Below are 22,051 nucleotides of genomic sequence, written 5' to 3' on the forward strand. Positions count from 1 at the left end.
AGCCCCGTCCTACCTGCCCGCGACACCCCCGAGCCCGCCACACCCTCTCGTATCCGAGACAGACGCCTCAGGCGGCCAGGAGCCGGAGCGTCTCCTCGCGGGCGGGCGACGCGGAGGCAGCGGTCCCGGCGAACGCCGAGGTCACCGGGTGGACCATCACCTCGTCGACGCCGAACTCCGTGGCGAGCTCCTCCACCCGCCGACGCGCGGCGACGGGCTCGTCGACGACCCAGCGGGTCAGCATCGCCTCGACCATGCCCTGGTGCGCCTCGGGCACCGGCGTCGTCTCGGCCTCCTCGACCAGCCGCTGCGCGGTCAGCGGGGCGCCGGTGCGCAGGGCCACCATCTGCAGCACCTGGGGCAGCGCGAGCCGGCGGGCCTCCTCGGCGGTCTCCGCGACGGCCGCGTTGACGGTGAGGAAGGTGCGCGGCTCCGGGTGCTGCTCGGAGGGCTGGTACGACGAGCGGTACAGCTCGATGGCCTCGGCCGTGCCCTGGCCGGCGAAGTGGTGGGCGAAGACGTACGGCAGCCCTCGCGACGCGGCCAGCCGGGCCGAGTAGTCCGACGACCCGAGCAGCCACACGGTCGGCACCGACGCCGCGCGCGGGGTCGCCCGCAGCGGCTGGCGCCGGCCGCCGACCGACATCTCGACGCCGTCGGGGTGCATCAGCGTGATGATGTCGTCGACGTACTCGGGGAACCGCGTCACGGCCTCGTCGGCGGCGGCCGAGGAGCCGCCCCGCAGGACGTAGCGGGTCAGCGGGTCCGTCCCGGGGGCCCGGCCGATGCCGAGGTCGATGCGACCCGGGTACGCCGCCTCCAGGAGCGCGAACTGCTCGGCGACGACCAGCGGCTCGTGGTTGGGCAGCATCACGCCGCCGGACCCCACCCGGATGCGCTCGGTGGCCGCGGCCAGCATCGCGATGAGCACCGGCGGGTTGGTGGCCGCCACCGCCGGCATGTTGTGGTGCTCGGCCACCCAGTAGCGGGTGTAGCCGGCGGCGTCGGCGGTGCGGGCCAGCGACCGCGAGGCGGCGAGCGCGTCGCCGGTCCCCTGGTCGCTGCGGACGGGCACGAGGTCGAGGACGGAGAGAGCAGGGAAGGTCACCTCAGGGCAACGCCCTCACCACGTCACTATTCCGTCGCCGCGGCGTCGTGCCGGTCACGCCGGCTTGATCTCGAGTGCACGTGAGGTCCTAGCGTCTGCGATCGTGACGACAGTGACGGGGACGACGGGCGACAGCACCACGGGACGGGCGCCGCGGGAGCGGCTGCTCTCCCCGACGTACGCCGCCACGACGATCGGCATGTTCGCGCTGATCGCCTTCGTGGCCTTCGAGGCGATGGCGGTCACGACCGTCATGCCGACCGTGGCGCGGGCCCTGGACGGTGAGTCGCTGTACGCGCTCACCTTCGCCGCGCCGCTGGCCTGCGGGGTGCTCGGCACCGTCGCGGCCGGCACGTGGAGCGACCGGCGCGGGCCGGCCCTGCCGCTGGTGGTGGCGATGGTGCTCTTCTCCGCCGGCCTCCTGGTCTGCGCGGCGGCGCCCACGATGGAGGTGCTGCTCGCGGGCCGGGTCCTCCAGGGCCTGGGCGGCGGGGCGCTCACCGTCGGCCTCTACGTCCTGGTGGGCATCGTCTTCCCGCCGGCGCTGCGCCCCGCGGTGTTCGCCAGCTTCGCCGCCGCGTGGGTGCTGCCGGCCCTGTTCGGACCCGCGCTCGCCGCGCTCGTGGCCGACGCGCTCGGCTGGCGGTGGGTCTTCGGGGGTGCGGTGCTGCTCGTCGCGGCCGCCGCCCTGCTCATCGCCCCCGCGCTCCGCTCGGGCCACCGCCCGGACGTGGCGGACGGTGGCGATCCCTCCGGCGCCGGCGCACCCCGCGGCAGCCTCGCGTGGGCCGGGGTCGCTGCCGTCGCCGTCCTCGCCCTGGAGCTGTTGGGCTCCGAGCCCGGTACGCCGCTGCTCGCGGCCGGGGCGGTCGTCGCACTGGTCCTGGTGGTCGTCTCGCTCCGTCGGCTGCTGCCCGTCGGCACGCTCGTCGGCCGCCGCGGGCTGCCGTCGGTGATCGCCACCCGCGGGCTGCTCAGCGCCTCCTTCTTCTGCGCGGAGGCCTACATCGTCTACGTCCTGCAGGAGCAGTGGGGCCTCTCGCCGGGCCGCGCGGGCATCGCGCTGACCTTCGTCGGCATCACCTGGGCCAGCGCCAGCCAGGCGCAGGCCCGCCTCGGCGGCCGGGTCTCCGACGTCACCGCCATGCGGGTCGGGACCGCGCTCGTGCTCGCCGGGGTCGGCGCGCTCGCCGTGTCCGTGGAGCTGCACCTGCCCGCCCTCGTCACCGGGGCGTCGTACGTCCTCGCGGGAGCCGGCATGGGCTTCGGCTACCCGCGCACCAGCGTGGCGATGCTCGCCGTCTCCAGCGACCGCGACCGCGGCTTCAACTCCTCGGCGCTGACCATCGCCGACTCGCTCGGCGCCGCGCTGGCGCTGTCGGTCTCGGGCGTCGTGTTCGCCGCCTCCGAGCGAGCCGGCACCGACCCGTTCCTGGCGGTGTTCGTGCTGGGCGGGATGATCGCGGCCCTGGGCGTCGCCGCCGCGGCGCGCACCCGGGCCTAGACGGTCCGACCGCCAGGGTGGCGGCACATCGCACGCCACCCCGGCCAGGGTGGCGGCGGATTGCGCCGGATCACAGGAGATTCCTGCGACGTCCCGCCACTCTGGGCAGCGACGCGCAGACCGAAGGCACCCGCCGGCTAGCGACGCCGCAGCGGTCCGCCCGAGCGCCCGTGGCCCTCCGCCACGATCTCGGCGACCACGGACAGGGCGATCTCGCCCGGCGCCTTGCCCCCGGTGTCGAGCCCGGCGGGCACGTGGAGGCGCTCGAGGCCCGGCACGCCCTCCCCCGCGAGGTCGGCGAGCAGGCCCTCGGCGCGACGGCGGCTGGCCATCATCGCGACGTACGACGCCGGCGACGCCAACGCGTCACGCAGCACCCGGGGCGCGTCCGGGGCGTCGTGGTCGCACAGCACCACCGCGTCCCCGGCCCGCAGGGCGAGGGCCGCGACGAGCGCGACCCCGCGTCCCTCCTCGTCCTCGGCCACCACCACGACCTCGCGGCCGACCGCCGAGGCGATCACCTCGATGGCCTCGGAGATCGGGTTGCGACTGAGCACGACGACGCGGCCGCGAGCAGCCGGGTCCTCGGACGGTGCGTCGGACCAGGGCTGCTCGCGGCTCGTCATCTCACACCAGCTCGGGCTCGGTCTTCTCGCGGACCTCGTCCTCGGTGACGCCGGGGGCGAGCTCGACGAGCCTGAGCGCCCGCTCGCCGAGCGTCCCCGAGGGGGCGACCTCGCCGGTGGCCGGGTCGATCACGTCGATCACGCACAGGTCGGTGATGATCCGCTGCACCACCCGCTTGCCGGTGTAGGGCAGCGAGCACTCCTCGACGATCTTGAGCCCGCCGTCCTTGGCGGTGTGCTCCATCAGCACGATCACCCGCTTGGCGCCGTGGACCAGGTCCATCGCGCCGCCCATGCCCTTGACCATCTTGCCGGGGATCATCCAGTTGGCGATGTCGCCGACCGCCGAGACCTGCATGGCGCCCAGGATCGCGGCGTCGATCTTGCCGCCGCGGATCATCCCGAACGACGTCGCGGAGTCGAAGAAGGACGCCCCGCGCCGCAGGGTGACCGTCTCCTTGCCCGCGTTGATCAGGTCGGGGTCGACCCCGTCCTCGGTGGGGTAGGGCCCCACCCCGAGGATGCCGTTCTCCGACTGCAGCACCAGCTCGACGTCGTCGGCGACGTAGTTGGGCACCAGCGTCGGCAGCCCGATCCCGAGGTTGACGTACGAGCCGTCGACCAGCTCCGAGGCCGCCCGTGCGGCCATCTCCTCACGCGTCCATCCCATGCTTCTCAGCCTCCCGGGTTCTGTTCCTGGACAGCCTCGGACGCGGGCTGCACGGTGCGCTTCTCGATCCGCTTGTCCGCGGCCTGCTCCGGCGTCAGCGCGACCACGCGCTGCACGTAGACGCCGGGGGTGTGGATCTCGTTGGGGTCCAGCTCGCCGGGCTCGACGAGCTCCTCCACCTCCGCGATGGTGACCCGCCCGCACATCGCGGCCAGCGGGTTGAAGTTGCGCGCGGAGTCCCGGAAGACCAGGTTGCCGTGGCGGTCGCCCTTCCAGGCGCGCACCAGGCCGAAGTCGGCGACGATCGCGTGCTCGAGGACGTACTCCTTGTCGCCCTCGGCCGTGGGGAAGACCTGGGTCTGCTTGGCCGGAGAGGCGACGACCACGTTGCCGGCGTCGTCGTACTTCCACGGCAGCCCGCCCTCGGCGACCTGCGTGCCGACACCGGTCGCGGTGAAGAACGCCGGGATGCCGGAGCCACCGGCCCGCATCCGCTCGGCCAGCGTGCCCTGCGGGGTGAGCTCGACCTCCAGCTCGCCGGAGAGGTACTGCCGGGCGAACTCCTTGTTCTCCCCGACGTACGACGCCACCATCCGCCGCAGCCGGTGGTCCATGAGCAGCCGACCCAGGCCCCAGTCGTCGACGCCGCAGTTGTTGGACACCGCCTCCAGGTCCGTGGTGCCGGCCTCCAGCAGCGCCTCGATCAGCACCGACGGGATCCCGCACAACCCGAACCCGCCGACCGACAGCGTCGCTCCGTCGGGGATGTCCGCCACCGCTGCCGCGGCGCTCTCGACGACCTTGTCCATCGCCCTCTCCTTGTCCTCCCCCGGCGATCCCCGCCGGGCTCGGTGCGATGCTAGTCACTCCCACGGAGGCGGCCGATGGCTGCCACCCACACACTAGGCTCGGCGACGTGTCCCCAGTCCACGGTGGAGCCCCGGCCGGCAACCGGCGCAGCGACTGGCGCGGGGTCGACCTGCACGTCGTCACGGGCAAGGGCGGGACCGGCAAGTCCACGGTGGCGGCCGCGCTGGCGCTGGCGCTGGCGAGCACCGGCAAGAACGTGCTGCTCTGCGAGGTCGAGGGCCGCCAGGGGATCGCCCGGATGTTCGACGTCGAGCCGCTGCCCTACGAGGAGCGCCGCATCGCTCGCGGCCTGCCGCTGGGCGACGTCGCCCCGGGGGCCGTCAACGCGCTGCACATCGACCCCGAGTCGGCGCTGCTGGAGTACCTCTCGATGTACTACAAGCTCGGGCGCGCCGGGAAGGCGCTCGACCGGTTCGGCATCATCGACTTCGCCACCACCATCGCGCCCGGTGTCCGCGACGTGCTGCTCACCGGCAAGGTCTACGAGGCCGTGCAGCGCAACGCCCGCAACAAGTCCGCGACCGTGTACGACGCCGTGGTCCTCGACGCCCCGCCGACCGGCCGGATCACCCAGTTCCTGAACGTGAACGGCGAGCTCGCCGGCCTGGCCAAGGTCGGTCCCATCAAGGCCCAGGCCGACACGGTGATGACGCTCTTCCGCTCCCCCCGCACGGTGGTCCACCTCGTCACGGTGCTGGAGGAGATGCCGGTGACCGAGACCGTCGACGGCATCGCCGACCTCCGCGAGGCCCGGCTCCCCGTCGGCGGCGTCGTCATCAACATGGTCCGGCCCCGCGACCTGGGGCCCGCCGACCTCGCGGCCGCGCGGGCCGGCACCCTGGACCGCGAGGCCGTCGCCGCGGACCTGTCCCGCGCCGGCGTCGAGGTCTCCCACGAGCTGGTCGACTCGCTGCTCGAGGAGGCCCGGGACCACGCGGCCCGCCGGGGGCTGGAGGACTCGCAGCGCGAGGTCGTCGAGGCGCTGGACGTGCCGTCGTACGAGCTGCCCCGGATGCCCGGGGGGATCGACCTCGGCGGGCTCTACGAGCTGGCCGCACGGATGAGGGAGCAGGGACTCGCATGACCCGCAGCCGCCCCCGCGTCGGCCCGCTGGCCGCGACCGCCGACCGCGCCCCCCGCCTCGACGTCGACGCCCTGATCGACGACCCCGGCACCGGGATCATCGTGTGCTGCGGGTCGGGCGGCGTGGGCAAGACGACGACGAGCGCGGCCCTGGCCCTGCGCGCCGCCGAGCGGGGCCGCAGGGTCGTCGTGCTCACCATCGACCCGGCCCGGCGCCTCGCGCAGTCGATGGGCATCGAGACCCTGGACAACACCCCGCGGCCCGTGGTGGGCGTCGGACCCGGCTCCCTCGACGCGATGATGCTGGACATGAAGCGCACCTTCGACGAGGTGGTGCTCAGCCAGGCCACCCCGGAGAAGGCGCGGGCCATCCTGGACAACCCGTTCTACATCGCGCTGTCGAGCTCGTTCTCCGGCACCCAGGAGTACATGGCGATGGAGAAGCTCGGCCAGGTCCACCGCCAGGCCCAGGCGGAGGGCACCTACGACTTGATCGTCGTGGACACCCCGCCGAGCCGCTCGGCGCTGGACTTCCTCGACGCACCCGAACGGCTCTCCAGCTTCCTCGACGGACGCTTCATCCGGCTGCTGCTCGCGCCGGCCAAGGGCCCGGCGCGGTTGATGACCGCGGGCCTGGGGCTGGTGACCAACGCCCTCACCAAGATCCTGGGCGCGCAGGTGCTGCGCGACATGCAGACCTTCGTCGCGGCGTTCGACACCCTCTTCGGCGGGTTCCGCCAGCGGGCGGAGACCACCTTCTCGCTGCTGCAGGCGCCGGGTACGGCGTTCCTGGTCATCGCCGCGCCCGAGCCGGACGCGCTGCGCGAGGCGTCGTACTTCGTCGAGCGCCTCACCGAGGACGAGATGCCCCTGGCCGGGCTGGTCGTCAACCGGGCCAGTCCCGCCGCTCGCACCGACCTCTCGGCCGACGAGGCCGTGGCCGCCGCGGACCGCCTGTCCCGCACGTCCGAGGGGTCGACGACCGCAGGGCTGCTGCGCCTGCACGCCGACCGGGTGCGGATGGTGGAGCGGGAGGCGCACCTGCGCGAGCGCTGGGCGACCGCCCACCCCGAGGTGGCGACCACGGTCGTGCCGGCGATGGCGACCGACGTGCACGACCTCGAGGGCCTGCGCCGCATCGGCGACCTGCTGGCCGGCACGGTGACCGACCGTGTCGACCGGGCCGGCTGAGCCGACGCAGGGCCGCCGCAGGGCCGCCGGGTCCCGCCTCAGACGGTGGCGACGACCTTGACGTGCTCGAGACGCGCGGTCTCCAGCACGGTGCGCCACGAGGCGGTCGGGCGGCGACGCAGGAGGGCCCGGCGCTCACGCTCGGTCATCCCGCCCCAGACGCCCCACTCGATCTGGTTGTCCAGCGCCTCGGCGAGGCACTCGGTGCGCACGGGGCACCCGGCGCACACCTGCTTGGCCTTGTTCTGCTCCGCGCCGCGCACGAAGAGCGCGTCCGGGGTGTCCTGCTTGCAAGCCGCTCGCGGCGCCCAGTCCTCAACCCACATGTCGATCCCCACAATCTGTGGGCCTGCGATGGTCGCCCCCATAGCGACCATTCACGACCCGGGCTCAAAGGTATGTACCAGTGAGAGGTTGAGATAGGCACCACTTGGCTCAAATCACATGGTCCTTTGTGACTACTCCTCGCTCGCGCGAACTGGGGGTGTGCTAGTCCCCTCCCGTACATTGGGGCCCATGTCCTCGCCCTCCTCCTCCCGCGACCAGGGTCGCTCGACCGCCCGGACCGTGGCCTCGCACCTCGCCGTGATGGCCGTCGTCTCGGTCATCGTCGGTGTCCTCGTCGCCGGCCTGGCCATCCCGTTCGCGGGGGTCCTCGGGGTCGCGACCAAGGACGTCAGCAAGGGCATGGTCAACCTCCCGTCGGAGCTCGAGGCCAAGGAGCTCGCCCAGAAGACGCGCATCTACGACGTCAACGGCAACCTCATCGCCTCGCTCTACGACCAGAACCGCATCAACGTCCCGCTGAGCCAGATCTCGCGCAAGATGGTGCAGTCGATCGTGGGGATCGAGGACTACCGCTACTACGACCACGGCGCCCTGGACATCCGAGGCACGCTGCGCGCCTTCGTCACCAACCAGGCCAGCGGCTCGGTGCAGGGGGGGTCGTCGATCACCCAGCAGATGGTCAAGCAGACCCTGCTGAACCAGGCGGAGACCAAGAAGGAGGCGGCCGCCGCCACCGACGACACCTACGCCCGCAAGATCCGCGAGCTGCGCTACGCGATCGCCTTCGAGAAGAACTACTCCAAGGACTGGATCCTCGAGCGGTACCTCAACATCGCCTACTTCGGCGACGGGGCGTACGGCGTCCAGTCGGCCGCTCGCCACTACTTCTCCAAGAACGCCAAGAACCTCAACTACGTGCAGTCCGCGCTGCTGGCCGGGCTGGTCAAGAACCCCACGGGCTACGACCCCACCAACTCCCCCGAGCGGGCCCTCAACCGGCGCAACGTGGTCCTCGACCGGATGGCCCAGCTCGGCGTCCTCGACCGCGCCAAGGCCGACAAGCTCAAGGAGCGCAAGCTCGGCCTCAAGATCGAGCGCTCGCCCAACGGCTGCCAGCAGTCCCAGGCGCCGTTCTTCTGCGACTACGCCGTCAACTACCTGATGAAGGACGAGTCCCTCGGCGAGACCGCCAAGGACCGCCGGCGCCTGCTGCAGTCCGGCGGCCTGACGATCCGGACCACGCTGGACCTCGACTTCCAGAAGGCCGCCGACCAGGCCGTCTCGGCGCACGTCGACCCGACCGACCAGGCGATCGGCGGCCTGGCCATGGTGGAGCCCGGCACCGGCTACGTGAAGGCGCTGGCCCAGTCGCGTCCGATGGGCAAGGACAAGGCCAACGGCCAGACCTACCTCAACTACGTCGTCCCGCGGAAGTACGGCGACGCCAACGGCTTCCAGGCCGGCTCGACGTTCAAGGTGTTCGTCCTCGCCGCCGCCATCAACCAGGGCATCCCGCTCAGCACCTCGATCCCGTCGCCGGACAGCCTCGAGCTCCCGGACAGCAGCTTCGAGACGTGCGACGGACCGTACGCCGGAAGCGGCTCGTGGCCGGTGTCCAACTCCACCGGCTCGGGGACGTTCAACCTCTACACCGGCACGCAGAACTCGGTGAACACCTTCTTCGCCCAGCTCGAGCAGCGCACCGGGATGTGCGAGCCGATCGAGCTGGCCGAGCAGATGGGCATCACGCTGCCCGAGAGCCAGAAGGTCCCCTCGTGGATCCTGGGCGTCTCCGACTCCAACCCGCTGACCATGGCCGAGGCCTACGCCACCTTCGGCGCCCGGGGCATCCACTGCGACTCGCTGCCGGTCACCTCGATCAACGACGCCAACGGCAACCTGGTCAAGGACTACCCGAAGACCTGCGAGCAGGTCATGCCCGGGGCGACCGCCGACGCCGTCAACGACGTGCTGCGCGGAGTCATGGAGCCGGGCGGCTTCGGTCAGAACATCGCCATCGACAAGCCCTCGGCCGGCAAGACCGGTACCAACAACTCCAACATGGCCGTGTGGTTCGCGGGCTACACCCCGGAGATCGCCGCCGCGGCGATGGTCGCCGGCGCGGACCCGCTCGGCAACTGGGTGACCCTCAACGGGCAGGTCGTGGGCGGCAGCTACATCAGCGAGGCGTTCGGCTCCACGACCGCCGGCCCCATCTGGGGCGACGCCATGGCCGCCGTCTCACCCAAGCTCGACTACACCGACTTCACCACCCCCTCCGGCGACCAGATCGCCGGCGTGCTCACCGCCGTGCCCGACGTCAGCGGCATGGACCAGCCGGCAGCGACGCAGGCCCTCGAGGCGGCGGGCTTCGTCGTCAGCGTCGGCGGCGCCGTCAACTCCGAGGTGCCCGAGGGCCTGGTCGCCTACACCTCCCCCGGCGGCGGCACCTCGCTGAGCAGCGGCGACACCGTGGTCATCTACCCGTCCACCGGCTACGTCCCGCCGCCGCCCCAGCCGAGCGGCGGTGGCGGCAACGGCGGCGGTGGCGGTGGCGGCAACCCCGGCCAGGGCAACGGCAACGGGAACGGGAACGGCAACGGCAACCGCTGACCGCCCGGACCGCCGGACGCGTCAGCCGAGCTGGCGTCGTACCTCCGCGGCGACCGCACCACCGTCCGCACGGCCCTTGACCTGCGGGCTCACGACGCCCATCACCTTGCCCATGGCCCGCATGCCCTCACCGGCCGCGCCGGTCTGGGCGATGGCCGAGGTGACGAGGTCGGCGATCTCGGTGGCCGAGAGCTGCTCGGGCAGGTAGCCGGCGATCACCTCGCCCTCGGCGGCCTCCTTGGCCGCCATCTCGGGCCGGTTGCCCTCCTCGAAGGCGACCGCGGCCTCGCGGCGCTTCTTGGCCTCGGTGGAGAGCACGCCGATGATGTCGTCGTCGGTGAGCTCGCGCTGCTCCTTGCCGGCCACCTCGGCGTTCGTGATGGCCGTCAGGACCATCCGCAGCGTGGAGGAGCGCACCTCGTCGCGTGCCTTGATCGAGGCGGTCAGGTCGGTGCGCAGGCGGTCCTTGAGGGAGCTCATGGGGCCATTGTGGCAGCCTTGCGGCGTGCCCCTCCTCCCCTTGGTCCGTCGCACGCTCGGCGTCGCCCTGCCCGCGGGCGCCGTGGCCGGGACCGCGCTCGCGACGTACGCCGCGTGGGAGGCCCGCCAGTACACGCTGCGTGAGGTGAGCGTCCCGCTGCTCCCCGCCGGGCACCGGCCGCTGCGGGTGCTGCACCTCAGCGACATCCACATGGCCCCCGACCAGCACGCCAAGCAGGAGTGGCTGCGTGGCCTCGCCGACCTCGAGCCCGACCTGGTCGTCGACACCGGAGACAACCTGGCGCACATGCGGTCGGTCCCGGTGGTGCTGGACGCGCTGGGCGGTCTGCTCGACCGTCCGGGCGTCTCGGTCTTCGGGTCCAACGACTACTACTCCCCCGGCTGGCGCAACCCCGCCCGCTACCTCCTGCCGGACACCGGGCAGCGCAACACCCACACGCCCCAGCTGCCGTGGCGCGACCTGCGCAGGGGGCTCGTCGACGCCGGCTGGCTGCACCTGCGCAACGAGCTCGGCTCGCTCACCGTCGGCGACACGACCTTCGCCCTCGCGGGGGTCGACGACCCGCACCTGGACTACGACGACCTCGGCGCCGTGGCCGGGCCGGCCGACCCCGGTGCCGACGTGCGCCTGGCGATCACCCACGCGCCGTACCTGCGCGTCCTCGACCAGTTCGCCGCCGACGGGTACGACGCCGTGATCGCCGGCCACACGCACGGTGGCCAGGTGTGCCTGCCGGGGTACGGCGCCCTGACCACCAACTGCGACCTCGACCGGGCGCGAGCCAAGGGCCTGCACCGCCACCCGGCCGACTCCCGCCCCGGCGACCCGGGGTCGTCGTGGCTGCACGTCTCGGCAGGACTCGGCACGAACCCCTACGTCCGCTTCCGCGTCGCCTGCCGACCCGAGGCGACGCTGATGACCCTCACGCCGCGTCCCGGACCGGCCTGAGACCCCGGCTCCGTCTCCCCCTCCGATCCCGATTTCGGAGGCGTCCGACCGCTCGGGTATGCTCGCCGTGCTTCGCAGCCGGTCACCGGTTCGGAGCGGATCGGGCTGTGGCGCAGCTTGGTAGCGCGCCTCGTTCGGGACGAGGAGGCCGCAGGTTCAAATCCTGTCAGCCCGACCGATCAGATGTCCTGAGGACATCAGCAGGGCCCGGACCCACCACCGTGGGACCGGGCCCTGCTCCATGTCCGGCACCGCTCCGCCACGACTCCGGCACCGCCCCGCCAGCGCGGAGGATCCGACGGCCCCACGGCGTCCGATCCTCCGCGCTGGTCGCGGACCGGCCCGCAACGCCCGTGGCACACTTCGCCGCATGGCTGACAAGGACCACGGGGGCGACGAGCCCTCCCTGGAGCTCCCCTCCTTCGGCTTCGGCCGCAAGAAGCGCCCGCCCCGGGGCGACTCCTCCCCGTCCGAGGTCCCCGCCACCCCCGACCCGGGCGAGGCACCGGGTGGGCCACCCGAGATCGATCCGCTCGTGCCGAGCCGGCCCCCGGAGCCGGAGCCGGAGCCCGAGCCCGAGCCCGAGCCCGAGCCCGAGGACCGTCCCACCCAGGTGCTGCCTCCAGCGGCGGCTCCGCAGCGTCGTACCGCTCCGGCGGAGCCCCCGGCCGCCCGCCCGACCGCCGCGCGCGGTGGCGCCGCCCTCGACACCCGGGAGGACGCGCCGGAGGTCACCCCCGAGCCGACCCGGGAGCGACGCGCCCTCGGCTTCCCCGGCCTCCCGGCACTGCCGGCCGTCCTGCTCGCCGGGGCGGTGGTCGGTCTCGCCGCCGTCCTGCTCACCTACGGCTCGCTGCGCCTGTGCGACGTCGCGACCGGCACGGCCTCGTGCGGAGGAGGACCGGGCCTGCTGATGATGCTCGCGATCCTGATCGCGTTGACCTACCTCGGCGGCTGGCTGCTGCGCGGCCTCGGCATCCACGACGCCGGCAGCACCAGCTTCCTGGCCGTCGCGCTGCTGGCCGTGGTGGCGATGCTGTTCCTCGTCGACTCGCTCGACGAGTGGTCGGGGGCCGTGGCGGTGGTCCTGGTGACCGTGGTCGCCTACGCGGTGTCGTGGCGCGTCACGCAGACCGTGGTCGACGCGGGCGCCGACCGGGAGTAGCGGCTCCTCAGCGTGAGGCGGCGACCAGCTCGGCGATCTGCACGGTGTTGAGGGCGGCGCCCTTGCGCAGGTTGTCGTTGCTGATGAAGAGCGCCAGGCCGCGGTCGCCGTCGACGCCCGGGTCCTGCCGCAGCCGCCCGACGTACGACGGGTCCCTGCCGGCGGCGTGCAACGGTGTCGGCACCTCGCGCAGCTCGACCCCGGGGGCACCGGCGAGCAGCTCGCGCGCGCGGTCGGGCGTCATCGCCCGGTCGAACTCGGCGTTGACCGCCAGCGAGTGACCGGTGAAGACGGGCACCCGGACGCAGATCCCGGAGACCTTGAGGTCGGGCAGGCCCAGGATCTTGCGGGACTCGTGGCGGAGCTTCTGCTCCTCGTCGGTCTCGTTGAGGCCGTCGTCGACGATCGAGCCCGCCAGCGGGAGGACGTTGTAGGCGATGGTCTCGGCGTACTTGACCGGCTCGGGGAAGCTCACGGCCTCCCCGTCGTAGGCCAGCTCGCGGGCCTTGTCCCCCGCCGCCGCGATGCCGTCGGCCAGCTCGTCGACGCCGGCGACGCCGGAGCCCGACACCGCCTGGTACGACGAGACGATCAGCCGCCGCAGCCCGGCCTCGTCGTGGAGCGGCTTGAGGACCGGCATGGCGGCCATCGTCGTGCAGTTGGGGTTGGCGATGATGCCTCGGCCCGCGGCCAGCACGGCGTCGATGGCCCCGGGGTTGACCTCGCTGACCACCAGCGGGATCTCGGGGTCCTTGCGGAAGGCCGAGCTGTTGTCGATCACGACCACGCCGGCGTCGACGAACGACTGCGCGAGCGCCCGCGAGGTCGTCGCCCCGGCGGAGAAGATCGCGATGTCGAGGCCCGCCGGGTCGGCCGTCGAGGCGTCCTCGACGGTGACCTCGCGGTCCCCGAACGGCAGCACGGTGCCGGCCGAGCGGGCGGAGGCGAAGAAGCGGACCTCCTCGAGGGGGAAGCCCCGCTCGAGGAGGATCTCGCGGACGGCCACGCCGACCTGGCCGGTGGCGCCGACGATGCCCAGACGGATACCGGTGCCCATCTCAGCGGCCCGTCCCGCCGTAGACGACCGCCTCGACCTCGGTGGCGTCGAGGTCGAACGCCGTGTGCGTCGCCTGGACCGCCTGGTCGACGTCCGCCTCGTCGACGACGACCGAGATCCGGATCTCCGAGGTGGAGATCATCTCGATGTTGACGCCCGCGGAGGCGAGGGAGGCGAAGAACTTGGCGGTGATGCCGGGGTGCGAGCGCATCCCCGCACCGATCAGCGAGACCTTGCCGATCTTGTCGTCGTACAGCAGCTTGTCGTAGCCGACCTCGGCCTGGATCTTGGCCAGCGCGTTCATCGCGGTCGTGCCGTCGGTGCGGGGCAGGGTGAACGAGATGTCGGTCAGGCTGGTCGCGGCGGCCGACACGTTCTGCACGATCATGTCGAGGTTGATCTCGGCCTCGGACAGCGCCTCGAAGATGCGCGCGGCCTCGCCGACCTTGTCGGGGACCCCGACGACGGTGATCTTGGCCTCGCTCCGGTCGTGCGCGACTCCGGAGATGATCGCCTGTTCCATGGTGCCTCCATCGCCTGCGTCGTCGACGACCCAGGTGCCTTGTTTCTGACTGAACGACGAGCGGACGTGGATCGGGATGTTGTAGCGCCGGCCGTACTCCACGCACCGCAGGTGCAGGATCTTGGCCCCGCACGCGGCCAGCTCGAGCATCTCCTCGTAGGAGACACGGTCCAGCTTGCGCGCCGCCGGGACGATGCGCGGGTCGGCGGTGAAGACACCGTCGACGTCGGTGTAGATCTCGCAGACGTCGGCCTCGAGCGCGGCGGCCAGCGCCACCGCAGTGGTGTCGGTGCCACCACGACCCAGGGTGGTGATCTCCTTGGTGTCGGCGCTGACGCCCTGGAAGCCGGCCACGATCACGATGTGACCGTCGGCCAGCGCGCTGGTGATGCGGCCGGGGGTGATGTCGATGATCTTGGCCTTGCCGTGCACCGAGTCGGTGATCACGCCGGCCTGCGAGCCGGTGAAGGAGCGGGCGGTGAACCCGAGGTCGGAGATCGCCATCGCGACCAGCGCCATCGAGATCCGCTCACCGGCGGTCAGCAGCATGTCCATCTCGCGCGCGGGCGGGAGCGGACTCACCTGCTCGGCCAGGTCGAGCAGCTCGTCGGTGGTGTCACCCATCGCCGAGACGGCCACGACGACGTCGTGACCGGCCTTCTTGTTCTCCACGATGCGCCGCGCGACCCTCTTGATGGCGTCGGCGTCGGCGAGCGAGGAGCCGCCGTACTTCTGCACGACAATGCCCACGGTTGGTCCCCTGCGATGGTCGGTGGCTCGAGCAGCCATGAGTCTACGTGGGCTCCGCAGGGGCACCCGGCCGCATCTCACGGCCGCGGCACCCGCGGACGCGGAGCGGGTACGGCGCGTGGCTCAGGCGGACGGCCCGGCCTCGCCGAGGATCTCGTTGGCCACCGCCACGGCCTCGGCGTCGGCGTCGAAGTCGGTGTCGAAGCGGTCGTGCGCCACCACGGTCAGCAGGGCGTTGAGCGCGGCGCCGGCGAGGTTTCCCCAGTTGTTGACGTAGGAGAACTGCCACCACCACAGCGCCTCGGCGATGTCGCCGCGCTGGTAGTGGCGCAGGCCGTTGTCGAGGTCGGTCACGATGGAGGCGAGGTCGTCGGACAGCTGGCTGACGACCACCTCCGGGACGTAGGGGTCGAACACGAAGCTGTAGGTGTCGACGCTGTCCAGCATCTGCGCGAGGCGCAGCCGCAGCTCGTCGATGTCGGCCTCGGGCCCCACGTCGGGCTGGTACTCCTCGCGCGGTTGGAAGTCCATCTGCGCGCCGAGCCGGGCGCCGGCGAGCAGCACCTGGCTGATCTCCAGCAGCAGCAGCGAGACGGCCCGCGAGCCGTTGCCCTCGCGGGCGACCTCGCGCACCGCGATGAGGAAGGACTCGATCTGGGCGGCGATCTGCGAGGCGAACTGGGCCTCGTCGATCACGCCGCCGGTCATGTCGGTCTTGGTGTAGTCAGTCATCTGCTGATCGCCTTCCTACGAACGCCCGGCCGAGGGTGACCTCGTCGGCGTACTCGAGGTCTCCACCCACTGGCAGTCCACTCGCCAGTCGCGTCACGCGCAACCCCATGGGCTTGAGCATCCGGGTGAGGTAGGTCGCGGTGGCCTCCCCCTCCAGGTTGGGGTCGGTCGCCAGGATGCACTCGGTGATGGTGCCGTCGGCCAGGCGCACCATGAGCTCGCGGATGCGCAGCTGGTCGGGGCCGATGCCGTCGATGGGCGAGATCGCCCCGCCGAGCACGTGGTAGCGACCCCGGAACTCCCGGGTGCGCTCGATCGCGACGACGTCCTTGTACTCCTCGACCACGCACAGCACGGCCGGGTCGCGGCGCGGGTCGCGACAGATGCGGCACTGCTCGTCCTGCGACACGTTGAAGCACACCGTGCAGAACTTGACCTTGGCCTTGACCTCGATGAGCACGTCGGCGAGACGGCGTACGTCGGCGGGCTCGGCCTGGAGCAGGTGGAACGCGATCCGCTGCGCGCTCTTGGGACCGATGCCCGGCAGCCGGCCGAGCTCGTCGATGAGGTCCTGTACGACGCCTTCGTACAACGAAGGTCCTAGAACCCGAGCGGGCCGCCGGGCGCCCCGCCCTGGTCGTCGGAGCCACCGAGGCCACCCGCGAGGGGCCCGAGCGTCTCGCTGGCCAGCGCGTCGGCCTGGGCCTTCGCGTCGCGGTAGGCCGCGACCACCATGTCGGACAGGTCCGAGAGGTCGTCCGCGTCCGAGCCGTCGAACTGCCCGGCGGTGATCGCCAGGCCGACGAGCTCCCCGACGCCGTTGACCGTCACGGTCACGGCGCCGCCGGCGACCGTGCCGTCGAGCGTCTGCTCGGCGAGGCGGGCCTGTGCGGTGGTCAGCTGCTCCTGCATCTGCTGCGCCTGCTGGAGCAGGGCGCCCATGTCGAAGCCGCCGCCACCGAGTCCCTCGAAGGGGTTCTGGGTCATGGTCTCTCCTGACGTCGTGGGGTCGTGGGTGGTGCGGTCGGGTCGTGCGGGCTCACGTGTGCCTGATCTCGTCGATGACCTTGGCGCCGAGGGTCTGCTGGAGCAGCGCGGTGCTGTCGAGTCCCTGGGTGTCGGCATCCGGGTCGTCGGGGTCCGCGGCCGCGTCGGCCAGCGCCGCGTGGTCCACCCTGGGCTCGTCGGAGCTCGGTGCGGTCCGGGAGCGCTCGAGGGCCTCCCGGGCGGCCAGGAGACCGGCGGAGTCCTGGGGCGGGCGGGCTGCCTCGGGCGGGGCGGCCGGAGCCGCGGGCTCGCCCGCCGCCCCTCCGGTCACCCAGTCGGGCGGGGAGTCCACGGGGGCGCGCTCGTCGGGCATCGCGGACGGGGCCGGCGAGGCGGGCGCGGACCACGCCGCCGGCGTCGTGACGACCGGCTGGCCGCTGCCGCCCGCGGCGCTCGGGTCGACGATGGCGTCGATGCGCCAGTCGACCCCCACCACGTCGATCGCGGCCTGGCGCAGGATCTCGTCGCACCCGCCGCCCACGAACGACTCACGCGCACCGTGGCTCGCGAAGCCGACCGTGAGGGTGCGGGAGTCGACGCCGACGACCTGGGCGTTCTGGGTGAGGATCATCCAGGCCAGCCGGCGGCGCATCTTGGTCGCGTCGACGATGTCCGGCCAGAGCCGCCGGACCTCGACCATGCTCAACCCGCCCTGGGGACCGCTCGCTTGGCCGTCATCGCCGGCGGACGGCGCGGCGACCGCTCCGCCCGGGGCGGCGGCCGGGGTCGCGGCGTCGGGTGTCGGTGCCTCCTGCGTCGCCACCGGCGGCTGCCCGGGCGCGGTGGGGGGTGCCGTGACCGCGGGCCACGCCGGCTCGGCCTCCCGGGAGGCGACCGGCTCGTCGTCCGGGGACCCCGGTGCGGCCGGAGCCTGCGACGCGCTCGTGGTCGGGGGCACGTCCTCGGCAGCAGCGACCGGAGCGTCGGCGGGCGGTCGGGGCGCGGACGCCGGGGCGGGAGCCGGGTCCGCCGGCACCTCGCCGGGCGCCATCTGGGGAGCCGCCTGCTGGGGGACGTCGACCGGCACCTCGGCGGGCGCAGGCGCGGCCAGGACCGGCTCGGGGCGGGTCGCCGCGGGTCGCGGGGCGACCGCGCGGGCGGCGGGCGCACCGGCGGAGGGGGCGGCACTGACCGCACCGCTGACGTCGAGGCGACGCTCGAGGCGGTCGAGGCGCGCCATCACGCCGTCGTTGGTGTGGTCGGCCCCGGGCAGCAGGACCCGGGCACAGATCAGCTCGAGCAGCAGCCGCGGCGCGGTGGCCCCGCGCATCTCGGTGAGCCCGGCGGCCACGATGTCGGCGGCCCGGCTCAGCTCCAGGGCCCCGAAGCGGGCGGCCTGGGCGACCAGCCGCTCCCCCGCGTCCTCGGCGACGTCGATGAGCCCGCTCGCCGGTGCCTCAGGCACGGCAGCGACGATCACCAGGTCGCGCAACCGGCGCAACAGGTCCTCGGTGAAGCGGCGCGGGTCCTGCCCCGTCTCGACCACCTTGTCGACGACACCGAAGACCGCCGCGCCGTCCCCGGCCGCGAACGCGTCGACGACCTCGTCGAGCAGCGCGTCGGGGGTGAAACCGAGCAGTGCCGTGGCCAGCGCGTGGGTCACGCCCGTGGGGCCCGCGCCGCCGAGGAGCTGGTCGAGCACCGAGAGCGTGTCGCGGGCCGAGCCGCCACCGGCGCGCACCACCAGGGGCAGCGCGGCCGGCTCGATCGCCACGCCCTCCTCCTCGCACAGCCGGGAGAGGTAGTCCGAGAGCAGCCGCGGCGGGATCAGCCGGAAGGGGTAGTGGTGGGTGCGCGACCGGATCGTCGGCAGCACCTTCTCCGGCTCCGTCGTGGCGAAGATGAAGCGCAGGTGGGGCGGGGGCTCCTCGACCAGCTTGAGGAGCGCGTTGAAGCCCTGTGGGGAGACCATGTGGGCCTCGTCGATGATGTAGATCTTGTAGCGGTCGCGGACCGGGGAGAAGAACGCCTTCTCGCGCAGGTCGCGGGCGTCGTCGACACCGCCGTGCGAGGCCGCGTCGATCTCGATGACGTCGATGGAGCCGGACCCGCCGCGGGCCAGCTCGCGGCAGGAGTCGCACTCGCCGCACGGGTCGGCCACCGGGGCCTGGGCGCAGTTGAGGGAGCGGGCCAGGATGCGCGCGGAGGTCGTCTTGCCGCAGCCGCGCGGCCCGGAGAAGAGGTAGGCGTGGTTGACCCGGTCGTTGGCCAGCGCGACACGCAGCGGCTCCGTGACGTGGTCCTGGCCGATGACCTCGGCGAACGTCTCGGGCCGGTAGCGGCGATAGAGGGCGAGCGGTGACTCCACGTCTGCACCCTAACGACCGGGTCCGACAGCGACCACCGGGCGCTGGTGCGCCAGCCGCCGCCGGACGAAGAGGCCCCCCACGCACCCGACAGAGCTTGCTTGCCCTTGCTGCCTTCCGGCCCTGGGGGAGTTGGGCAAGATGTCGCCACGTGGGGGGTTGTCGCAGAGTCTAGGCGAGGGTCGTCGCACCGCCCAACACGGCCCCGGCCAGGGCGATTTCACCGCCCGGTCGGGCGACCGGTACGCTCCTGCGCGGAGGATTCGCCTAGTGGCCTATGGCGCTCGCTTGGAAAGCGGGTTGGGTTAATAGCCCTCAGGGGTTCGAATCCCCTATCCTCCGCCACTCGACACGGCGCCGGTCTCCGGCGCCGTGTCGCATTTCCCCCGGGCCCGTACGCCGCGTGGGCGCCGCGGGCGCGTCGGCGTACGGCGTCAGCGACGGGCGAGCGGGCGCAGGATGAAGGCCAGCGCCATCAGCGCCCCCGCCAGCAGCCCGGCCCACAGCAGCAGCGTGCGCGAGGAGCCGAACAGGTCGATCCGTGGCGGAGCCGGCGGAGCCATCGCGTCCTCGCTGACCTCGGCGACCGTGCGGTCGACCCTGCCGCTGCGCTTCACGGTCAGGGTGCGGGTCAGTGCGTCGTGCGCCTGGACGACCCCGGCCCCGGTCCACGGGTTGGCGACCTCGTCGGAGCCCTCGGCGGTGGCTTCGAGGCGGGCCACGATCTGCTTGGCGTTGTCACGGGGGAACGCGGCCCGCAGCAGGGCGACCACCCCGCTCACCTCGGCCGCCGCCCACGAGGTGGCGACCTCGGTCACCAGGCACTTCTGGCCGGTGATGTTGTAGGAGAGCCCGCCGTACGTCGGGGCCGCGACGTCGGTGTCCTTGTTCGGCGCGACGTACTGGCGCAGGTCGTCGTTGTTCGGCGCCACGGCGCTGACGGCCAGGACCCCCGGGTAGTCGGCCGGATAGACGGACACGTCGTTGCGGGGCGTTCCCTTGAACGAGCCCGACGCCGTCGCCTCGCTGTCGGCGTTGCCCGCGGAGGCGACCACCACGACGTCGCGGGCCACCAGGTCCTTGATCGCCGCGCGCAGGTCGGGGTCGTCCTGGGGGACCGAGAGGGAGATGTTGGCGACCGTGAACTTCTGGGTCCGGTGCAGGGCGACGAGCTGGCGGATCCCGGCGGCGAGGCCCTGGGAGGTGACCCCCTTCTGTCCCTGCGAGAAGTCCGGCTCCTCGGTGTCCAGCACCCGCATGTCGATGACCCTGGCGCCGGGGGCGACCCCCTCCTTGCCCGCGATCAGGCCGGCCACGATGGTGCCGTGGCCCGACAGCAGCGGCCCGGACACGTCCGGGAGGCTCAGCGCGGACCCGGTGTTGATCGGCAGCCCGGGCTGGACGCCGGAGTCGACCACGGCGACGGAGACGCCGCTCCCGTCCGTCCGCTCGAGCGCCTCGGGGACGTGCATGCGCTCCATGGGCGCGCTGGTGCGCGTCCTGGTGTCGGCGAGCTGCTCGGACTCGAGCACGGCGGTGACGTCGCACTCCTCCCCGTCCACGGCGTACGACGGGCTGCTCACCGCGCCCAGGCACAGCGGCGCCAGGGCGAGCGCCCCGGCGATGCCGGCACGTGCCCACCGGCTCCCCCTCGTGGCGGCGCTCATGACGCTGCGGCGTCCCCGGTCGCGGGAGCGTCCTCGGGCACCCGTCGAGCGGCGTTGACCGACAGCGCGGTGCCCTCCTCGAAGAACTCCAGCCACGTGTTGGGCACCACCGGGGCCGCGCTGTCGCCGTACCCGATGTAGACCGCGACGTCGGGTCCGAGCTGGTACTTCTGCGCCTTCGTGTCGATGACGTACGGCGTGCCCTCGGTGGCCGCCTCGTCGGCGCCGGAGCGGACGTAGGCGCCGCCCGAGGGGGCGACGTCGACCTCGTGGCTCTGCGGCTTGATGCCGGTGGCCGCCACCTCGCCGCGGGGAGTGCCGGCGAGCCTCACCTCGGCCGCCTCGCCTTCGTCACCCGGGTGCAGGACCGCGCACATGTCGACCCCCTGGTCGGCGACCGGGGTGTCGGTGGGCCACTCGTCCGGGTAGGTCGTGTCGGCGGGGGCCACCCGCAGGTCCTCGTCGAGGTCCTGGGTGGAGGAGCCGACCGAGTCGTAGACCACCGCGGCGAACTCGCTCAGCGGGATCGGGCCGTCGGGGCCGAGCAGGTAGGAGCGGCTCGGGGTGCGGACGAGGTCGCCCACCTGGAACCGGGACAGGTCGGTCTCGGCGCCCGGGTAGTCGGCGGGCGAGCCGATGTCGCCCGCCGGGATGCCGAAGGACGCGACCTCCAGGGAGGGTCCCTCCGGGAAGAGGTTGAGCCACTCCTCGGGCACCACCGGGGCCTCGGAGGTCGCCCCGAAGCCGAGTCGGTCACCGATCACCCCCGCGTCGGTGGGGTCGGCCGGCAGCCGCAGGCGGTAGCCGCTGCCCCCGGGACTGGGCGCGACGAGCCACAGGCCCCCGCCGCTGCTGACCAGGTAGGCCGACTGGCGCAGCTCGGCGATGTCCGGGTCCTCGGTGATGGTGAGCTTGATGCCGGTGTCGGCCGCGGTGCAGGCGGTCCAGCCGTCGTCGATGAGGTCCCCCGCGGCCGGGAGCGTGGGGGCGCCGTCGATGCCCAGGTCAGGGCCGAGGGCCACCTCGCGGATGTACTTGTCGGACACCCGGTTGGCGCTCAGCTCCGGCTCGCCGAGGAGGAGCTGGGCGGAGAGGTAGTTGGGGACGCGCTGGAGGAGCGGGTCGTCGCCGCCGCGCAGGACGACGTACCGCTCGCCGGTCTCCTTGGAGATGACGAAGCTGCCCTGCTCGAGCCACGCCGAGTTGGGGCGACCGATGAGGAAGCCCGCGATGGCGGCGCCGGCGAGCAGGAGCACCGACAGCGCGATGCCCCCGATGAGCACGCGGCCGGGACGGACCGGCTCGACCTCGCGGCCCCCCGGAGCGCCACTGACGAAGGCGGTGATGAGGCGGCGCTTGCTGAAGGCGTGCGCCTCGACGAGGTCCTTCTTGGTGGCCACC

General features: G+C 72.9%; 20 protein-coding genes, 2 tRNA genes and 1 other RNA gene. 8 read left to right on the forward strand and 15 right to left on the reverse strand.

What is annotated here, in order from left to right; all coding sequences use genetic code 11:
- Window positions 1–67: 67 nt before the first annotated feature.
- Window positions 68–1,108 carry an LLM class flavin-dependent oxidoreductase gene (locus tag ASG94_RS08285; RefSeq protein WP_056925804.1) on the reverse strand — a complete coding sequence of 347 codons (1,041 nt, stop codon included), beginning with the start codon at window positions 1,106–1,108 and terminating at the stop codon, window positions 68–70.
- Between the two features lie 103 nt (window positions 1,109–1,211).
- Between ASG94_RS08285 and ASG94_RS08290 the strand changes: the two genes are divergently transcribed.
- Window positions 1,212–2,612 carry an MFS transporter gene (locus ASG94_RS08290; protein ID WP_156411461.1) on the forward strand — a complete coding sequence of 467 codons (1,401 nt, stop codon included), beginning with the start codon at window positions 1,212–1,214 and terminating at the stop codon, window positions 2,610–2,612.
- A 137-nt stretch (window positions 2,613–2,749) separates the two neighbouring features.
- Here the strand turns inward: ASG94_RS08290 and ASG94_RS08295 are convergent, their stop codons facing one another.
- The 3 genes from ASG94_RS08295 to ASG94_RS08305 are packed head-to-tail and all read right to left on the reverse strand — an operon-like array spanning window position 2,750 to window position 4,717.
- Window positions 2,750–3,238, reverse strand: a complete 489-nt coding sequence (locus ASG94_RS08295) for an XdhC family protein (protein WP_056925805.1) — start codon at window positions 3,236–3,238, stop codon at window positions 2,750–2,752.
- Window position 3,239: 1 nt separating this feature from the next.
- On the reverse strand, window positions 3,240–3,908 hold the full coding sequence (locus ASG94_RS08300) for a 3-oxoacid CoA-transferase subunit B (protein ID WP_056925806.1): 669 nt from the start codon (window positions 3,906–3,908) through the stop codon (window positions 3,240–3,242).
- 5 nt (window positions 3,909–3,913) lie between these two features.
- Window positions 3,914–4,717: a CoA transferase subunit A gene (locus ASG94_RS08305; protein WP_056925807.1), complete on the reverse strand. Its 804-nt coding sequence runs from the start codon at window positions 4,715–4,717 to the stop codon at window positions 3,914–3,916.
- A 107-nt stretch (window positions 4,718–4,824) separates the two neighbouring features.
- Here ASG94_RS08305 and ASG94_RS08310 point away from each other — a divergent pair, with 107 nt between their 5' ends.
- The gene (locus tag ASG94_RS08310; RefSeq protein WP_327152775.1) at window positions 4,825–5,862 is read left to right on the forward strand and encodes an ArsA-related P-loop ATPase; all 1,038 of its coding nucleotides are present in this window, start codon (window positions 4,825–4,827) and stop codon (window positions 5,860–5,862) included.
- The gene (locus tag ASG94_RS08315; RefSeq protein WP_056925808.1) at window positions 5,859–7,052 is read left to right on the forward strand and encodes an ArsA family ATPase; all 1,194 of its coding nucleotides are present in this window, start codon (window positions 5,859–5,861) and stop codon (window positions 7,050–7,052) included. Before ASG94_RS08310 ends, ASG94_RS08315 begins: the two co-directional genes overlap by 4 nt.
- Before the next feature lie 38 nt (window positions 7,053–7,090).
- On the opposite strand, the gene ASG94_RS08320 is transcribed toward ASG94_RS08315, so the two are convergent.
- Window positions 7,091–7,378 (reverse strand): WhiB family transcriptional regulator, encoded by a 288-nt coding sequence (locus tag ASG94_RS08320; protein ID WP_056926383.1) that lies wholly within the window; start codon window positions 7,376–7,378, stop codon window positions 7,091–7,093.
- A gap of 190 nt (window positions 7,379–7,568) precedes the next feature.
- Here ASG94_RS08320 and ASG94_RS08325 point away from each other — a divergent pair, with 190 nt between their 5' ends.
- A complete protein-coding gene (locus ASG94_RS08325) occupies window positions 7,569–9,953 on the forward strand; it encodes a penicillin-binding protein (RefSeq protein ID WP_056925809.1) in 2,385 nt (794 codons plus the stop codon).
- 21 nt (window positions 9,954–9,974) lie between these two features.
- Here ASG94_RS08325 and ASG94_RS08330 read toward each other — a convergent pair whose 3' ends face one another.
- Window positions 9,975–10,433, reverse strand: a complete 459-nt coding sequence (locus ASG94_RS08330; protein WP_056925810.1) for a GatB/YqeY domain-containing protein — start codon at window positions 10,431–10,433, stop codon at window positions 9,975–9,977.
- Window positions 10,434–10,458: 25 nt separating this feature from the next.
- Here ASG94_RS08330 and ASG94_RS08335 point away from each other — a divergent pair, with 25 nt between their 5' ends.
- From ASG94_RS08335 to ASG94_RS22155, 3 genes are all read left to right on the forward strand, one after another.
- Window positions 10,459–11,403 carry a metallophosphoesterase gene (locus ASG94_RS08335; protein ID WP_235537174.1) on the forward strand — a complete coding sequence of 315 codons (945 nt, stop codon included), beginning with the start codon at window positions 10,459–10,461 and terminating at the stop codon, window positions 11,401–11,403.
- Between the two features lie 101 nt (window positions 11,404–11,504).
- Window positions 11,505–11,578, forward strand: a tRNA-Pro gene (locus ASG94_RS08340).
- Between the two features lie 195 nt (window positions 11,579–11,773).
- Window positions 11,774–12,568, forward strand: coding sequence for a hypothetical protein (locus tag ASG94_RS22155; protein WP_056925811.1), 795 nt, complete (start codon window positions 11,774–11,776; stop codon window positions 12,566–12,568).
- Window positions 12,569–12,575: 7 nt separating this feature from the next.
- Here ASG94_RS22155 and ASG94_RS08350 read toward each other — a convergent pair whose 3' ends face one another.
- The 7 genes from ASG94_RS08350 to ffs form a co-directional block, all read right to left on the reverse strand.
- Window positions 12,576–13,625, reverse strand: coding sequence for an aspartate-semialdehyde dehydrogenase (locus tag ASG94_RS08350; protein WP_056925812.1), 1,050 nt, complete (start codon window positions 13,623–13,625; stop codon window positions 12,576–12,578).
- Window position 13,626: 1 nt separating this feature from the next.
- Complete coding sequence (locus ASG94_RS08355; protein ID WP_056925813.1) at window positions 13,627–14,898, reverse strand: aspartate kinase; 1,272 nt, start codon at window positions 14,896–14,898, stop codon at window positions 13,627–13,629.
- Window positions 14,899–15,021: 123 nt separating this feature from the next.
- On the reverse strand, window positions 15,022–15,630 hold the full coding sequence (locus ASG94_RS08360) for a DUF5063 domain-containing protein (RefSeq protein WP_235537175.1): 609 nt from the start codon (window positions 15,628–15,630) through the stop codon (window positions 15,022–15,024).
- Window positions 15,623–16,222 carry a recombination mediator RecR gene (gene recR, locus ASG94_RS08365; protein WP_056925814.1) on the reverse strand — a complete coding sequence of 200 codons (600 nt, stop codon included), beginning with the start codon at window positions 16,220–16,222 and terminating at the stop codon, window positions 15,623–15,625. Before recR ends, ASG94_RS08360 begins: the two co-directional genes overlap by 8 nt.
- Before the next feature lie 8 nt (window positions 16,223–16,230).
- On the reverse strand, window positions 16,231–16,617 hold the full coding sequence (locus ASG94_RS08370) for a YbaB/EbfC family nucleoid-associated protein (protein WP_056925815.1): 387 nt from the start codon (window positions 16,615–16,617) through the stop codon (window positions 16,231–16,233).
- A gap of 52 nt (window positions 16,618–16,669) precedes the next feature.
- Window positions 16,670–18,985, reverse strand: a complete 2,316-nt coding sequence (locus ASG94_RS08375; protein WP_056925816.1) for a DNA polymerase III subunit gamma and tau — start codon at window positions 18,983–18,985, stop codon at window positions 16,670–16,672.
- 68 nt (window positions 18,986–19,053) lie between these two features.
- Window positions 19,054–19,144: signal recognition particle sRNA small type (ffs, locus tag ASG94_RS21305), an RNA gene on the reverse strand.
- 95 nt (window positions 19,145–19,239) lie between these two features.
- Between ffs and ASG94_RS08380 the strand changes: the two genes are divergently transcribed.
- A tRNA-Ser gene (locus ASG94_RS08380) sits at window positions 19,240–19,328 on the forward strand.
- Between the two features lie 89 nt (window positions 19,329–19,417).
- Here the strand turns inward: ASG94_RS08380 and ASG94_RS08385 are convergent.
- Window positions 19,418–20,650, reverse strand: a complete 1,233-nt coding sequence (locus tag ASG94_RS08385) for a S8 family serine peptidase (protein WP_056925817.1) — start codon at window positions 20,648–20,650, stop codon at window positions 19,418–19,420.
- Complete coding sequence (locus tag ASG94_RS08390; RefSeq protein WP_056925818.1) at window positions 20,647–22,050, reverse strand: type VII secretion protein EccB; 1,404 nt, start codon at window positions 22,048–22,050, stop codon at window positions 20,647–20,649. Before ASG94_RS08390 ends, ASG94_RS08385 begins: the two co-directional genes overlap by 4 nt.
- Between the last annotated feature and the right edge of the window lies 1 nt (window position 22,051).

Origin of the sequence: Nocardioides sp. Soil805 (genome assembly GCF_001429625.1) — a bacterium.
In the GTDB taxonomy this organism is placed as follows: domain Bacteria; phylum Actinomycetota; class Actinomycetes; order Propionibacteriales; family Nocardioidaceae; genus Nocardioides.